Source organism: Gemmobacter aquaticus (assembly GCF_007859075.1).
Lineage (GTDB): Bacteria > Pseudomonadota > Alphaproteobacteria > Rhodobacterales > Rhodobacteraceae > Gemmobacter > Gemmobacter aquaticus.
On the sequence record NZ_VOAK01000011.1, the window covers coordinates 714,956 to 729,362 of the forward strand.

Annotated in this window: 15 protein-coding genes; 6 read left to right on the plus strand and 9 right to left on the minus strand. The window is 63.9% G+C overall.

All coding sequences use genetic code 11. The features are described 5' to 3' along the window. Positions 1 to 24: 24 nt before the first annotated feature. The 3 genes from FQU74_RS05555 to FQU74_RS05565 are packed head-to-tail and all read right to left on the minus strand — an operon-like array spanning position 25 to position 2,126. Positions 25 to 399 (minus strand): AAA+ family ATPase, encoded by a 375-nt coding sequence (locus FQU74_RS05555; protein ID WP_146285422.1) that lies wholly within the window; start codon positions 397 to 399, stop codon positions 25 to 27. 30 nt (positions 400 to 429) lie between these two features. After that, complete coding sequence (locus FQU74_RS05560) at positions 430 to 1,434, minus strand: endonuclease/exonuclease/phosphatase family protein (protein WP_146285423.1); 1,005 nt, start codon at positions 1,432 to 1,434, stop codon at positions 430 to 432. After that, positions 1,431 to 2,126 (minus strand): molecular chaperone DjiA, encoded by a 696-nt coding sequence (locus tag FQU74_RS05565; RefSeq protein WP_146285424.1) that lies wholly within the window; start codon positions 2,124 to 2,126, stop codon positions 1,431 to 1,433. The genes FQU74_RS05560 and FQU74_RS05565 overlap by 4 nt, the downstream gene beginning before the upstream one ends. Before the next feature lie 157 nt (positions 2,127 to 2,283). On the opposite strand from FQU74_RS05565, the gene FQU74_RS05570 reads away from it, so the two are divergent. The 6 genes from FQU74_RS05570 to FQU74_RS05595 all read left to right on the plus strand — a co-directional run bounded on the left by FQU74_RS05570 (position 2,284) and on the right by FQU74_RS05595 (position 9,077). Further along, the gene (locus FQU74_RS05570) at positions 2,284 to 3,375 is read left to right on the plus strand and encodes an AI-2E family transporter (protein WP_146285425.1); all 1,092 of its coding nucleotides are present in this window, start codon (positions 2,284 to 2,286) and stop codon (positions 3,373 to 3,375) included. Continuing rightward, a complete protein-coding gene (locus FQU74_RS05575) occupies positions 3,372 to 4,043 on the plus strand; it encodes a P-loop NTPase family protein (protein ID WP_146285426.1) in 672 nt (223 codons plus the stop codon). Before FQU74_RS05570 ends, FQU74_RS05575 begins: the two co-directional genes overlap by 4 nt. 48 nt (positions 4,044 to 4,091) lie before the next feature. Further along, entirely contained in the window at positions 4,092 to 6,281 is a 2,190-nt protein-coding gene (locus tag FQU74_RS05580; RefSeq protein ID WP_146285427.1) for an RNA degradosome polyphosphate kinase, read from the plus strand. 91 nt (positions 6,282 to 6,372) lie between these two features. Further along, entirely contained in the window at positions 6,373 to 7,929 is a 1,557-nt protein-coding gene (locus FQU74_RS05585) for a Ppx/GppA family phosphatase (protein ID WP_146285428.1), read from the plus strand. A 60-nt stretch (positions 7,930 to 7,989) separates the two neighbouring features. Beyond that, positions 7,990 to 8,379 carry an MbcA/ParS/Xre antitoxin family protein gene (locus FQU74_RS05590; protein ID WP_373288988.1) on the plus strand — a complete coding sequence of 130 codons (390 nt, stop codon included), beginning with the start codon at positions 7,990 to 7,992 and terminating at the stop codon, positions 8,377 to 8,379. After that, positions 8,376 to 9,077 carry an RES family NAD+ phosphorylase gene (locus FQU74_RS05595; RefSeq protein WP_146285429.1) on the plus strand — a complete coding sequence of 234 codons (702 nt, stop codon included), beginning with the start codon at positions 8,376 to 8,378 and terminating at the stop codon, positions 9,075 to 9,077. Before FQU74_RS05590 ends, FQU74_RS05595 begins: the two co-directional genes overlap by 4 nt. A 20-nt stretch (positions 9,078 to 9,097) precedes the next feature. Here the strand turns inward: FQU74_RS05595 and FQU74_RS05600 are convergent, their stop codons facing one another. The 6 genes from FQU74_RS05600 to FQU74_RS05625 all read right to left on the minus strand — a co-directional run bounded on the left by FQU74_RS05600 (position 9,098) and on the right by FQU74_RS05625 (position 14,404). Next, the gene (locus FQU74_RS05600) at positions 9,098 to 9,841 is read right to left on the minus strand and encodes an outer membrane beta-barrel protein (RefSeq protein WP_229704317.1); all 744 of its coding nucleotides are present in this window, start codon (positions 9,839 to 9,841) and stop codon (positions 9,098 to 9,100) included. A 363-nt stretch (positions 9,842 to 10,204) separates the two neighbouring features. After that, the gene (locus FQU74_RS05605; RefSeq protein ID WP_146285430.1) at positions 10,205 to 10,813 is read right to left on the minus strand and encodes a DUF6134 family protein; all 609 of its coding nucleotides are present in this window, start codon (positions 10,811 to 10,813) and stop codon (positions 10,205 to 10,207) included. Between the two features lies 1 nt (position 10,814). Continuing rightward, a complete protein-coding gene (locus FQU74_RS05610) occupies positions 10,815 to 11,678 on the minus strand; it encodes a TauD/TfdA family dioxygenase (RefSeq protein WP_146285431.1) in 864 nt (287 codons plus the stop codon). A gap of 13 nt (positions 11,679 to 11,691) precedes the next feature. Further along, the gene (locus FQU74_RS05615) at positions 11,692 to 12,465 is read right to left on the minus strand and encodes an SDR family NAD(P)-dependent oxidoreductase (protein ID WP_146285432.1); all 774 of its coding nucleotides are present in this window, start codon (positions 12,463 to 12,465) and stop codon (positions 11,692 to 11,694) included. After that, the gene (locus FQU74_RS05620) at positions 12,462 to 13,826 is read right to left on the minus strand and encodes an AMP-binding protein (protein WP_146285433.1); all 1,365 of its coding nucleotides are present in this window, start codon (positions 13,824 to 13,826) and stop codon (positions 12,462 to 12,464) included. Before FQU74_RS05620 ends, FQU74_RS05615 begins: the two co-directional genes overlap by 4 nt. Beyond that, positions 13,823 to 14,404, minus strand: coding sequence for a thermostable hemolysin (locus FQU74_RS05625; protein WP_158635534.1), 582 nt, complete (start codon positions 14,402 to 14,404; stop codon positions 13,823 to 13,825). The genes FQU74_RS05620 and FQU74_RS05625 overlap by 4 nt, the downstream gene beginning before the upstream one ends. Between the last annotated feature and the right edge of the window lie 3 nt (positions 14,405 to 14,407).

The window sequence follows — 14,407 nt, forward strand, 5'->3', positions numbered from 1 at the left end:
TCCGCCCCAAATGATCCGCCACCGTCAAAGGTCGACTTCGCCTTCCTTGGGCGGCGTTGACCCATCGGGAGCGGCAAGGGGCGGCGCGTCGGGCTTTCGGCGGATCAGGATGTCGCCATTGGGCAGGCGCTCGGGCGACTGATAATTCCGCAGGTCATCTACCAGCGCCAGAAGCTTGCGAATTTCCGGCTGCACATCCTTGAGTGCCGATTCCATCTCGCGCAGCGAGGGGCCCATTTCGTTCATCAGGCCGCGCAGAAACATCTCGGCGCCGCGCTGCATCAGACCCGGGGTCTCTTCCTCGGGCAGATCTGGGGCCGCATCCTGCGCCACTGCCGGCGCGGCGAGCAGGGCAGAGGCAAGTATACCGGCGAGAAGGGTCTGTTTTCCGATCATCATGGCTGGAATATAGGGGCTTCCTCCTGATGCTCAAAGCGGAAGATCAATCGTCACGGGAAAGTGGTCGGACGCGGTCAGCAAGGCATCGCGCAACTCGGGCACATCCCAGCATTTCGGATCGTTCAGCGGATGCCAGATCCGCCAGCGGGGCATCTGGGCGGCAAGACCGGGCGAGACCATGATGAAGTCGAGAAGCGCCTCAAAGTACCGGGCGTGTTCGACGTTCCAGAACCGGGCCGTGGTGGGCTGAAGCCGGCTTTTCCACGCCATTTCGGCATGGGGGTCATAGAGGCGACGCTGCTCGGGCAGGGTGGTGCCCATGACGACCTCCACCCCCGAATGACCGAACAGCCGTTCGAATTCGTCGAGGCCGGGTCCATCATTGAAATCGCCCAGCACAATCAGATCGTCCTGCGCATCAAGATGCTCGTCCACCCGTTCGCGCAACCAGAGGCATTCGGCCAGTTGCTTGCGACGGTTGTCGATCGCGATGCGGGCCGCCTCGGCCTCGTGCCTTGCGCCGTGCGGGGCCTTTGACTTGACGTGCACGCCGATCAGACGCAGGTGGTTTCCCTTTGCCTTGATCGCTAGCTCAAGCGCAGGCTTCGACGGGCGGATCGGCTCGGGCACGCCGTCATTGTTCAGATCATAGCGCCACACCCCGTCAAAGCGGACGGCCCCGCGCGGATCGTGTCGTGCCTCAATTCGGTCGGGGTCGAACATGAATGTAATCTCTTGTTCGGTATCCGACCGAAAGCCCGTGACGGCCTGGTTGATGCGGAGGCCGAACCGGCGGGCAAAGTTCTCCAGCGCCCGCACCGAGCTGCGCTTGCCATTGCTGTCTGGCGCCTCGACGATCAGGATGCCGTCAGGGTCCATCGCGATCATCACGATGGCAATGGCGGCCAATTGATCGGACCGGTTGATGCCGTGGCGTTGGGAGGGAGACGGGTCATCCAGCACCCGGCCCTGATCGTCGAACAGGGCGTTGAACCATTCGACGTTCCATGTGGCAAGGCGCAGATTGCCGGTCATGCCGCCTCGCGTGCCTCGATCTCTTCCCATGCGGCGTTGACGGCGATCAGGCGGCGCTGTGCCAGCTCCACGGCCTCATCGGGCACGCCCCGCGCGATCAGCCGGTCAGGGTGGTTTTCGCGGACAGCGGCCTTCCAGGCTGATCGGGCCTCTTCAATCGTGGCGGTATGGGGCAGGCCCAGAATGTCATAGGGGTCGCGCGGCGCATCCGGTACGTAGCGCGCCCGAACCGCGCGGAAGCACCGGTCCGAGATCCCGAAGATGCGCGCAACCTCTGCCAGAAAGGCGTCCTCGCGCGGATGATAGGCCCCGTCCGAGACCGAAACGTGAAAGAGCCCCTCCAGCACATCGGTCAGCACATTGCTGTCATCATTGAACATGGCGCGGATCTTCTGGGCATAGACGTCATAGCCCGCCACGTCCTGCCGGGCGAGGTTGAAGACGCGTGCGGCATTCGCCTCTTCCTCGGGTGGCACATGGAACACCTCGCGGAAGGCCGAGACCTCGTTTCGGGTCACTTCGCCATCAGCCTTGGCCATCTTGGCGCCAAGTGCGATCACGGCGATGGTAAAGGCGACCGTCCGCTCAGGGCAGGCCTCTGGCGGGTTGCGCAGGCGTTCGAACACCGAAGACAGGCTTTCCCCCTGGATCAGTGCTGAAATCGCTTCGAAAATTCGAGACCATATCGTCATGCGGCGACGATAGCGGGGAAATTTCCGACTGTCAGGTCAAGTTTTTATCAGCGCGCTGGCCCCGGAATGTGCTGTTGGCTGCTTCCCGAATGGTGGCGCCCCTTGAAACGGGCGGGGCTTTGGGCAATGTGAGGTCTGGGCAACCAAGGGGCACGGCATGGCTCTCCCGGTGCGGGATCAAATGAAATACTGGGGTGTCGCCGGTGTGGTGCTGCTTCTGGCGCTGTGGCAGCTTGGGAACGTGATCCTTCCCTTCATCGTCGGCGGCGCCATCGCCTACTTCATGGACCCGGTCGCCGACCGGCTGGAAAAGGCAGGCCTTTCGCGTGCTGCTGCGACCGGGACGATATCGATCATCGCGCTTCTGGTCGCGATCCTGATCATGCTGTCCATCGTGCCCACGCTGGTCAAACAGCTGACAAGCCTTGTCAACGACGCGCCAGAGATCTTCCGCAGGCTTCAGGCCTTCCTTCTGCAACGCTTCCCCGAGTTGCAGGACGAAACCTCGACCATGCGCCAGACGCTTGAAAACATTGGCATGGTGATCCAGTCGAGGGGGGGCGAGCTGGTCAATACCGTCATCGGTTCGGCCATCAGTGTGATCTCGGCCGTGGTCTTTATCGTGGTTGTCCCGGTCGTGGCCTTTTACCTGCTGCTGGATTGGGACCACATGGTCAAGCGCGTGGATGATGCCTTGCCGCGCGACCACGCCCCGGTGATCCGGCGCCTCGCGTCCGAGATCGACGGGGTGCTGGCCGCCTTTGTGCGCGGCCAGATCTCGGTCTGTATCGTTCTGGGCGTGTTCTATTCGGTCGCACTGATGCTGGCGGGGCTCGACTATGCGCTGGTCGTAGGGGCCATTGCGGGGGGCGTCACCTTCATACCCTACGTGGGCGCCCTTGTCGGGGGCGCGCTGGCCATCGGTCTTGCACTCTTTCAGTTCTGGGGCGACCCGGTCTCGATCGCCATCGTTGCGGGCATCTTTGCCATCGGTCAGTTCCTTGAAGGCAACGTCATCACGCCGCGGCTGGTGGGCAATTCGGTCGGTCTGCATCCGGTCTGGCTGCTGTTTGCCCTGTCGGCTTTTGGCACGCTCTTTGGTTTTGTCGGCATGTTGGTTGCTGTGCCAGTCGCGGCAGCCATTGGTGTTCTGGCCCGGTTCGGGATAGAGCGGTACAAGTCGAGCCGTCTTTACACGGGCCTTGCCACGCAAGCCGCAAGCGACGATCCGGAGGCGCCTGACGCGTGACGGCGCAGCTTGCCTTTGACCTGCCCGCGCGCGCTTCGCTGCGGCGCGAGGATTATTTCGTCTCTCCGGCCAATGCCTTGGCACTGGCCACGCTGGATGCGGGGGGCTGGCCCCTGGGCAAGATGATGCTTGTCGGGCCCGAGGGCGCAGGCAAAACCCATCTTGCACATATATGGGCCTCGGGTTCGGGTGCCGAGCTAATGGTGGCGGGTTCGCTTGCGCAGGCCGATATCGACGCGCGCAGCCGTGGGCCGCTGGTGGTCGAGGATGCCGACCGTGTCGCCGGGGACCTGCGGCTGGAAACGGCGCTCTTCCATCTGCACAACCGGCTGGCCGAGCGCCGCCTGCCGCTGCTTCTGACCGCCAGCGCGCCGCCGCGGGACTGGGGGCTGGTGCTGCCCGACCTTGCCAGCCGGATGCAGGCGACCGCCATCACGAGGATCGAGGCGCCCGATGACGGGCTTTTGTCCGCGGTGCTGGTCAAGCTCTTTGCCGACCGCCAGATCACGGTACCGCCGGCGCTGATCCCCTGGCTGGTCGCGCGGATGGACCGCAGCCTTGCTGCCGCGCGCAGTCTGGTCAGCCGTCTTGATGCACTTGCGCTTGCGCGGGGCGTTCCAGTTTCGCGTCAACTGGCGGCCGAGGTGCTGGACAGCGATTGGCCGTAGGTTGATAGTGTCTTGCAGGCGTTACAAGATCCGGCAAGAACCAGGACCATGACACAGGCAGATTTCCTCAGATCCCCATTTCCCCAAGCTGTTGAATTACCCGAACGGGAGTTCACAGGGCCGCGGCGCTTCTTCAACCGTGAGCTTAGCTGGCTGGCCTTCAACTGGCGCGTATTGGAGGAGGCGGCCAATCCCGCAGTGCCGCTGCTGGAAAGGCTGCGATTTCTGTCGATTTCGGCGACGAACCTTGATGAATTCTACACCGTCCGCGTGGCGGGTCTGCGTGCAATGGTGCGCAACGGCAGCCCGACTCTTTCGGTTGATGGTTGCACCCCGGCCGAGCAGCTTGGGCTGATCAATGCCGATGCGCGGCGTCTGATGAAGATGCAGCAGATCACCTACAAGAAGCTCAAACGCGAGATGGAGGCGCAGGGGATCGAGATCCTGACCCGGTCCAAGCTGACGGCGCGCGATCTGAAGCTTCTGGAGGCGCATTTCCTGAACAAGGTGTTCCCGGTGCTCTCGCCCCTTGCGATTGACCCGGCACACCCGTTCCCCTTCATCCCCAACACCGGCTTCTGTCTGGCGCTGGAGCTTGAGCGTGAGACCGACAACCGCCGTCTGCAGGCGCTGCTGCCCATCCCGCAGCAGGTTGCGCGCTTTGTATCCCTGCCGGGCAGGCCGGGTGAATACCGCTTCCTGCCCTTGGAGGAGTTGCTGCTGCTGCATCTCGACATGCTGTTCCCCGGCTATGTCGATCGCGGTCACTGCGCCTTCCGCGTGCTGCGTGACAGCGATCTGGAAGTCGAGGATGAGGCCGAAGACCTTGTGCGTTCGTTTGAAACCGCCCTCAAACGCCGGCGCCGGGGCGAGGTGATCCGCATGAAGATCAGCGCGGGCGCCCCGCCCGAACTGCACAGCCTCATCATGGAAGAGCTGCATGTCAGCCCCGATGAGGTGGTCGAGGTGCGCGGCCTTTTGGGTGTGGCTGACCTCAAGGAACTGGTTCTCTCGTCGCGCCCCGATCTTCTCTGGCCGCCCTTCACCCCCCGCGTGCCGGAACGCGTACAGGACAATGAAGGCGACATGTTCGCCGCGATCAAGCAGAAGGACATCCTTCTGCATCACCCGTATGAAACCTTCGATCTGGTGATCCGCTTTCTGGAACAGGCGGCGCGCGACCCCAATGTGCTGGCGATCAAGCAGACGCTGTATCGCACGTCCTGGGACAGCCCGATTGTCTCGGCGCTGTGCGAGGCGGCCGAGGCGGGCAAGTCGGTCACCGCGCTGGTCGAGCTGAAGGCCCGTTTCGACGAGGCCGCGAACATCCGGCAAAGCCGCCGTCTGGAACGGGCCGGGGCGCATGTCGTCTATGGGTTCATGCATCTCAAGACCCATGCCAAGATCTCCACCGTCGTGCGGCGTGAAGGCGAGAACCTGGTGACCTACACCCACTATGGCACCGGCAACTATCACCCGATTACCGCGCGCATCTACACCGACCTCAGCTTCTTCACCTGCGATGCGGCCCTTGGGCGTGACGCGACCAAGGTTTTCAACTTCCTGTCCGGCTATGCGCAGCCGCAGGGGCTTGAAAACATCGCCATCGCGCCAATCACGCTGAAGCCCCGGCTGCTCGAGATGATCCGCGCCGAGGCTGAACATGCCCGCGCCGGGCGCCCGGCAGAGATCTGGATCAAGCTCAACAGCCTGATCGAACCGGATGTGATCGATGAGCTCTATGCCGCCAGTCAGGCGGGCGTCCGCATCAGTCTGGTCGTGCGCGGAATCTGCGGCATTCGTCCCGGCATCAAGGGCCTGTCCGAGAATATACGGGTGAAATCTGTGGTCGGGCGTTTCCTTGAACACAGCCGCATCGTCTGTTTTGGCAATGGCGGGCGGCTTCCCTCGGCGCAGGCGCGTGTCTTTCTGTCATCGGCGGACTGGATGGGGCGCAACCTGAATCGTCGGGTCGAGACGCTGGTCGAAGCCCTGAACCCCACGGTCAAGGATCAGATCATGGGACAGATCATGGCCGCCAACCTCGCGGACGAGACGCAAAGCTGGGTTCTGCGGCCCGATGGCAGCTATGACCGGCAGCTCTCGGGCGCGCAGGATGGGCCGCTGTTCAGCTGCCACCGCTTCTTCATGGACAATCCCTCGCTGTCGGGCCGGGGAACGGCAGGTGCCAAGGATGTGCCGCGCCTTGCGCGGCTGCGCGACGAAACGCCCGCCTGACAGGACCCGTTTGTTTGGGGGGCGGACTAAGACTTGACCGGGCAGGGGGCGCGCTACACTCTCTGCCCAACTTCATGACGGAATACCTCACATGGCCGACCGCACCGAGACTTCTGAGATGACGGATGACGGGGGCCTGTTCGGGCGCCCGCTGTTTGAGGACCCCTCGGCGCGGGCTCTGAGCCGCGTGGGTGTGGTGGACGTCGGATCGAACTCGGTCCGGATGGTCGTATTTGATGGCGCCGCGCGCAGTCCGGCCTACTTTTACAACGAAAAGGTCATGGCGGGCTTGGGCAAAGGACTTGCCGAAACCGGCATGTTGAACCCCGAAGGCGCACGTCGTGCGCTTGCCGCGCTCAAGCGCTTCTCGCTTCTGGCGCGGGGCATGGGCATCCATCCGTTGACCGTGGTGGCCACCGCCGCGATGCGTGAGGCCAAGGATGGCCCGGAGTTTCAGGCCGAGATCCTGCGTGAGACTGGCCTGCATGTGCATGTGATCGACGGGGATGAAGAGGCACGGCTCTCTGCGCAGGGCGTGCTTCTGGGCTGGCCTGACGCCAAGGGCATCGTCTGCGACATCGGTGGCAACTCGATGGAACTGGCGCGGATCGGCAATGGCCGCGTGGGGCGTCGCGGCACCTCGCCCTTGGGTCCGTTCCGTCTGCAGCAGATCGAAGGCGGGCCAAAGAAGCGGCGCGAACATATCCGCAAGGTCCTGCGGTCGTTGCAGGGTGAGCTCGATTCCAAGGGTGAACGGATATACCTTGTCGGGGGCAGTTGGCGGGTGATCGCGCGCCTTGACATGGAGCGGCGAAACTACCCGCTGACGGTGCTGCACGAATACCGCATGACGCCTGCCAATGTGATTGACACGATCGACTGGATCAACGCCTCTGACCTGACGATGTTGCGTGCGCGCACGGGAACCGGGGCCGAGCGGATGGAGCTGGTGCCCCTTGCCTGCGAGGTGCTGCGCGAGCTGGTCGATATTTTCAAGCCATCCGAGATCGACATCTCATCCTACGGTATCCGCGAGGGGATGCTGTACGAGCAGATGCCTGACCGTCTGCGCGCCCGCGATCCGCTGATCGAAGCCTGTCGCGCCGCCGAGGCCGCGCAATCGCGTATCCCCGGTTTTGGCAAGAACCTCTACAACTTCATCCAGCCGATCTTCCGCCATGCGCCGCCCGATCGGCTGCGTCTGGTCAAGGCTGCCTGCCTTCTTCACGACACCACATGGCGAACCCACCCCGACTATCGCGCCGAGGCCTGTTTCGACAATGCGACGCGCGCGAACCTTGGGGGGCTCGATCATCCGGGGCGGGTGTTCCTTGGGCTTGCGCTCTTGCATCGCTACAAGAACAGCCGCGCCGGCAGCCGTATGGAGCCGCTGTTCCGCCTGCTGAGCGAAGAGCAGATGGCCGAGGCCGAGGTTCTGGGCAAGGCAATGCGCTTTGGGGCGATGTTCTCGATCAATCAGGCCGAAGAGGCCGGTACGCTGGAATGGCATCCCCGCAAGAAGGTGCTTGAGTTGCGCCTGACCGAATATGGCGCAGGCCTGATGGGCGAGGTGGCACAGGCACGTTTCGGGGCCTTGGTTCAGGCGCTGAAGGCAACATCGAAGATATCGCTGGCTGAAACTGCGTAAAGGTCCATTTGGACTTTACATTCAGCTCATATGGACCATATTGATTGCATGGAGGTTCCCATGCAAATCGCCGCGCAAATCCCCGAACCCGCCAAACTCACCGCCGTTGCGCTGAAGGCCTATGCCCGTGTGGCCGATGCCTGGTCGCTTGCACAGAAAGAGGCGGCAGGGCTGGCCGACATGTCGGAGAGCACGTGGAAGCGCGCCCGAAAGCCCGGCTTTGCGGGAGAGCTGACCAAGGATCAACTTCTGCGTCTGAGCGCGGTCATCGGCATTTACAAGGCACTGGAGCTCTACTTCTCGGCGCCGCTTTCGCAGTCGTGGATGACCCGACCCAACACCGGCCCACTGTTTGGTGGGGCGCGGCCGATCGACGTTGCGATTGATGGCGGACTGCCGCAGATCCTCGCGGTGCGGACCTATCTGGATGCGCTCCGGGGCGGGGCATGAAGCGAACCGAGCTTTCGGATCGTGCGCTCGTGCGCCTTCTGCCTGCAACCTATCATAAACCGCCCGCGCTGCGCGGTTTGGTCGATACCGAAGAAGAGCTTGCCATCCTCGCGATGATAGAGGGGATGACCAGCGCACGCCTGGTGGCCGAGCGCGGGCGCAACCCCCATCTTGATCCGCGCGAACTGGCATGGCGGCGGCGCAGTCGTGATCTGCGCATCTATGGTGACACCCATGTGAATGCGGCCTTTACCTATACCCGCAAGGGCGGAAACCGCTTCAACAGCGACGAACGTGGTGCTTGGTATTGCGCCTGGGACGTCATGGTTTCGGTAGCCGAGGTGGCGTGGCACCGGACGCGTGAGCTGGGCTATGCTGGAACCTTCCATGATCGCGCCCGCTATGTCGAGATTCTGGCCGATTTCATCGGCCAGTTTGACGACCTGACGGACGAGCCTGACCACCCGGCGCTGCATCCCGACCCAGGTGTGGGTTACCCGCAGGGGCAGGTTCTGGCATTGCAACTGCGACAGGCAGGATCACGTGGGTTGATCTACCCATCCGTGCGGACACCGGTGCCCGGTGGGCGGTGTCTGGTCTGCTTTGTGCCCGACGCGATCCAGAACGTCCGCCCCGGGGCGTCCTGGGATCTGGTCTGGGAGGGTGGCCCCGATTACACGATAGCGGCGGTTGGCTAAGGCGCCAACCGCCTGCGCGATCAGAAGCGGTAGGTGACGCCGATCACTGGTCCCGACTGGGTGAATGACATGGTGCGCCCGTCATCCACCTCGTGGTCAGCGGTCAGATAGCGGTAGCCCGCGCGGATCATCCAGCTGTCGTTGATGGCATAATCCGCCGTCAGCATGGCTTGCCAGGTCTCGTCATCTCCATCGAACCCGCCGTAGTCGACGAACACGGTGCCCGACCAGCGATCGGCAAGCCGGAACCGCGCGCGCATCCCGACCAGTGGGTTGATCCAGTCCTCATCCACCGACAGCCCAGTCGAGACCGACGGCACCAACGAGAGGCGCGTGTCGGTATCAAACCAACGAAGACCCGCAGCAACGTCAACCTTGACCGAAGGGTCCTCATAGACCCGATACGCGGCATAGACGTTCACGATCGAGGTCGTGAGGTCTGTGTCGACACCGTCAAAGACCGGGCCGGGCGTCGAATTTTCGAAGGACAGATCCGTGTACATGTAGTCGGCGAGGAAACTCCACTGGCCATTGGTGGCACCGAACGCCCCCATGAAGGCAAAGTCGAGGTTGGAGAGCGCGTCGCTAAAGCTCAGCGTGCCCTCGATCGACCTGTTCGGGCCCTCGATTCCGGTCGTGGTCTCAGGGGCGAACAGATAGAACGTGGCATCGTATTCCCAGGCCCTGTCCTGAGCCATTGCAGGCGCCGCACCGGTAGCCAGTCCTGCCAGCGCCACGGCCACGATCGGTGAAAGCTTCATCATCTCAACTCCGAAATGCGATTGGTATCTTTCGGGTCCAGAATGCGCGGCGCGTTTGTACAGGCGTTGATGCAGACCCTTTCCGCAATGGTGCATGACGGCGCCTCGCGCTGTCAATAAAACCATAGGCCCACGCAAATACTTGGGTCTTGATGTTGCATCAATCCATCTGTGTCGGCGGTGGAAGCCCCGGCGGTGATGTAGTCACGTTACGAGGTGAACTGCATGAACTGTGCAGGTTCTCAGGGAGCATATGACCGAAGCCTGCGGACCGCTCCGTCCGCCCCTTCGCGGGTGCTGGACAGGAAAAGACTGCAGGTGAAATCTCGCAGGACAGGCCGCCCCGTCCTGCGATACGCTGGCAGTTTACCTGAGCACGTAGTCGATCTGCGAGCCGTCGTCCGCCTGAAAGCGAACATGGACCAGCTTGGCATCGGCAAACCAAAGCTCACGCTGAAGATCGCCGCTAAGGGCAAAGTGCTGCGCCTGGACCGCTCCATGCCCGGTCTCGACGGTCTCGGTTCCCAGATTGCGCACGGAAATGCGGTCGGTGCTGCCATCGATGGTGTTCAGGATCTGGGTCGATTTGACGATATCGGCGCTCCAGAGGCTTGCCGGCACCAGCGCTGTTGCGCCCAGTCGAATGCTGTGCGGCGTGCCGTTGTCGTCGGTTGTCGTCTCAATCGCAGCCAGCTTGCCGTTCTTCCAGGTCTCGGTCCCCGTCTGGTTGAAGTTATAGGCGCTGACACCAATGACCGGCACGCGCACCATCACATCGGTCATGACCGAAACGGTCAGATCATCACCCTTGCCGCGGAACTTGAGCGTGTAGTCCCCGATGTCGCGCCCCTTGCGGATCACGTCGAATTGCAGCTTGCCGGATTCGGGCACGCTGGCCTTGGGAGCCGCGATTGCGCCGGTACCGATCATGGCCGCCAGCGCGGCAATCAGGATTGCGGGTTTCGTGCGGGTCATTTCAGATCATCCCCATGCCGATGAAAAGGTTGCGGTTGGCGTCGGCGATGGCGCGGCGGCCATGCATGACGCGGGTATTGTCCAGAATGGCGATGTCGCCATCCTGCCAGTTGATTTCATGCGTGCAGGTCTCGGCGATCTCACGGATTTCCTCGATTTCATCCGTGCCGACCTCGCTGCCGTCGGCCAGCCGGTAGCGCGGCGGCTGATAGTTGTGCGAGGGGCCAAGCACCGCATTGGCAAAGCCAAGGGTGTCACCGCCAAAAGCCGATCCGCGCACCGGATCGACCGTCAGCCGATAGGTCAACGAGCCATCGTCATGCAGTTCGAACGCCTGTCCGGGTACGGCCTGCTGGAACTGCAGCACATGCTCCATCGTGACCTGAGAGGGGTCGGAAAGCGCCGGATGCTCGTTCGCCAGATAGCGCTTCCACAGCGCCTCGGGCAGAACGCGCTCGACCGTCATCTTTTGCGACCAGCGCGCCTTGCGGGCGTCATCGAAGCCATTCCACACCGCGACACCGTCGCAGATGGTGGTTTGCGAGCCCTCAAAGGCTGCCCGTTCGGCGAAGAAGCAGACGATGTCGGGGCAGCGTGGGGTATTGCCGTTCTCGATATGCAGGCCGATGGGGCCAAGGCCCGCGTCCACCATCTGCGTCTTGTCCGTCGTATGGCTGCGCGCCGGATCGAAGGTCACGCGCGAACACAGCCGCCCGACGAGATCGCCAAAGCCGTCCATGTCGGGGCGAAATCCGCGGAGCAGAGTCCAGCCGTCGCGGGTCAGGTCACCGCGGATGCGGTCTGCAAGGGCGGGATCGGTCAGCCCTTGCCCGAAATCGCGCTGGCGCAGGATGTTGTAGTTCATCAAGGTCTCCTTTTCAGGTCGTTAGGTCGCGCGCGGCGGCGATGACCTGCGGGTCGCGGGCCAGCCGCGTCAGCGCGCGGTCAATCATGCGCGGGCGCAGGCGTTGCAGGGCAACGAACAGCCGCTCACGGGTGGGGGGGTATGAATCACGCCGGCGCGCGGCGATGGCGGCCCATGCGTGGCGGGCCACGGCCTCGGGCGTGTCGGCACTCATCGCCATGGGGCCGACGAGTGCGTGGAAGCTATCCATGGCCGGGGTGTGGGTCGCCCTCGGGGCGATGTAGGTTACGGCTATCCCTTGCGGGGCAACCTCGCGCCGCAGCGCCTCGGAGAACCCGCGCAAGGCGAACTTGGTTGCTGAATAGGCAGTGAAGAAGGGAAAGCCGATATCCCCGAAGACTGATCCCATGTTGACGACCTGTCCGCGCGCGGTCGTCAGAAGCGGCAGCAGGTCGCGGGTCAACGAGATCGGGGCGGCGACATTTACCGCAATCGCCGCCGCAATGGTCGCATCATCCAGATCGGCCAGCGCCCCTGCGGGAACCTGGCCTGCATTGTTGATCAGGATATCAAGCCGATCGGTTTCGGTGCAGATGCGGGCGCGGCCTTCGGCTGTGGTGATATCGGCGTCGATGATGCGCGCCGGGCGCGACAGGCGCCCGGCGGTATCCCGCAAAGGCTCGGCCCGCCGCCCGACAAGGATCAGGTCGTGCCCATGGCGGTCGGCCTCGGCGGCGAGGGCCTGGCCAATGCCCGACCCCGCTCCGGTGATCATGACGGTGCTCATGCTGCGGTCTCCGCAAGTGTAAGGTCCATCAGGGCGCTCGGGTTGCTGGCGACGAGGTCTGCCGCAACGCGGCGGTCGGCGGTGCCCGAGGGGCGGATCAGCCCATCGCTGCGTGGATCGACGATCAGAAGGGCATCCGGGCGGGCATAGACGGGCAAGGCGCCCAGTCGGGTCTGCAGCGCGGCAAGGTCAGGCTGCCGGGCAGCGCCGAGCACGAGAACCAATTGGTCCTCGCCAGTCAGCACGAGCGCCGCCACCGGGATCGCGGGATCGGCCAAGGCTTCGGCCTCGACCCATTCGGGGGCGATGTTGCGGCCCGAGGCGCGCAAGATCATCCCGTCGCGCCGGCCCAGAACGGTCAGGCGTCCATCCTGCAGGCGGCCCATGTCGCCGGTATGCCAGGCGCCATCCTGCGGCGCGCGGCCAAGATAGCCATCCATGACGGCGGGGCCGTCGATGACGATCTCGCCTGCCTCGATGCGGATGGTGGCGCCGGGCAGGGGGATCATGCCATCGCCATCCGGCCGCGCGAGGGCCGCGACCGAGCAGCCCTCGGACAGACCGTAGCCTTCGGCCACCGGCAATCCCAACTCTCGCGCCTCGGCCACCAGCCGGGGTGAGACGGGGGCGCCGCCCACGGCGACCAGCCGCAGACTGTCAGGCACCGGGGCGCCCGCGCGGATCGCTGCGACCCACAGGGTCAACTGGCGCGGGGCAAGCACCGTCACCGTCGGGCGCACCTGTGCTGCGACCGTGGCGAGGGTTCGGCCATCACCGGTGAAGATGCTCGCTCCGGCCTCGGGGCTTATGATGCAAGTGGCCCCCGCCACGATGGGCAGATAGACGCCGCAGATCTGTTCAAGGAGTTGCGCAAGCGGCAGGACCGAGAGGTAGCGATCCTGCGGGCCGGGCGCGATGGCGCGGGACAGTGCGTCGATCTGGGCGCCAAGCTGGCGGTCGCCAAGGATCACGCCCTTGGGGCGACCCGTTGTTCCAGAGGTGTAGATCACCCGATCCGCGCCACCCGGATAGTCGAGCGTGCCACCGCTTGCGGCCGGCAGCGCCTCAAGCAGCGTTGCACCCGAATCGGCCAGCAGATGCTGGACCTGTCCGGGCGAGAAGAACCATGGCACGGGCACGACACGGCAACCCGCAAGGGTTGCGGCCAGATCCGCCACGACCATCGGGATGCCATTCAGGCGCAGCCCGACCACGCGTGGCCCATTGCGGAGGACCGTTGCAGCACCTGCCACGCGGGAAGCAAGTTCAGCCCAGGTGATGCTGGTCTCGCCATCCGCAAAGGCCACGTCACCGGGACGCATCACCGCGTGATGCGCCAAAGCCTCGAACACAGCCTTCATGCGACGCGGGCTCCGTGCTGAATCTCGCCACGTGGCATGAAGTGCAGGCCCTGACTTGCGTCATGAAGCGCGCAAACCCATGGCTCGCTGTCATAATAGCGACCCCAGACCGATGCATCGGCCACGCGGTCTGGCCGCGCCTGCACCAGGGGCATGAGCGGCACGCCGGTGCGGCGCAGCAGTCGCATCAATGGGCCCGTCGCGGTGAACAGTCCCCAGCTTCGCCCTTCGATCCGGCCCTGTGCTGTGATCGCCTCGATCAGCGGCAAGGTCGCCATGGGCGCCGGGCAGGCCATCGAGACGACCTCGATCAGGTCGGCGTCACGCACGGGCCAACCGGCCCGGTCGGTGATTTCGTCAGCCAGCGGGCGGTCAAGGTAGGTCTGCGAAAAGAAACCCTGCGTGTGGTCGCGCGTGCCTGCGGCGCCAAGAATTTCGCCTTGCGATGACCGTGCCACGGCCAGACGCAGCCGAGGTAGCTTGATTGCCGCGCCGTGAACGCGGGCGAAGTGATGCTCGATCATTCGCGCGGCAGCCTGCCATCCGGCATCGTGCCACGATAGGAATTCGACCTGCATGGT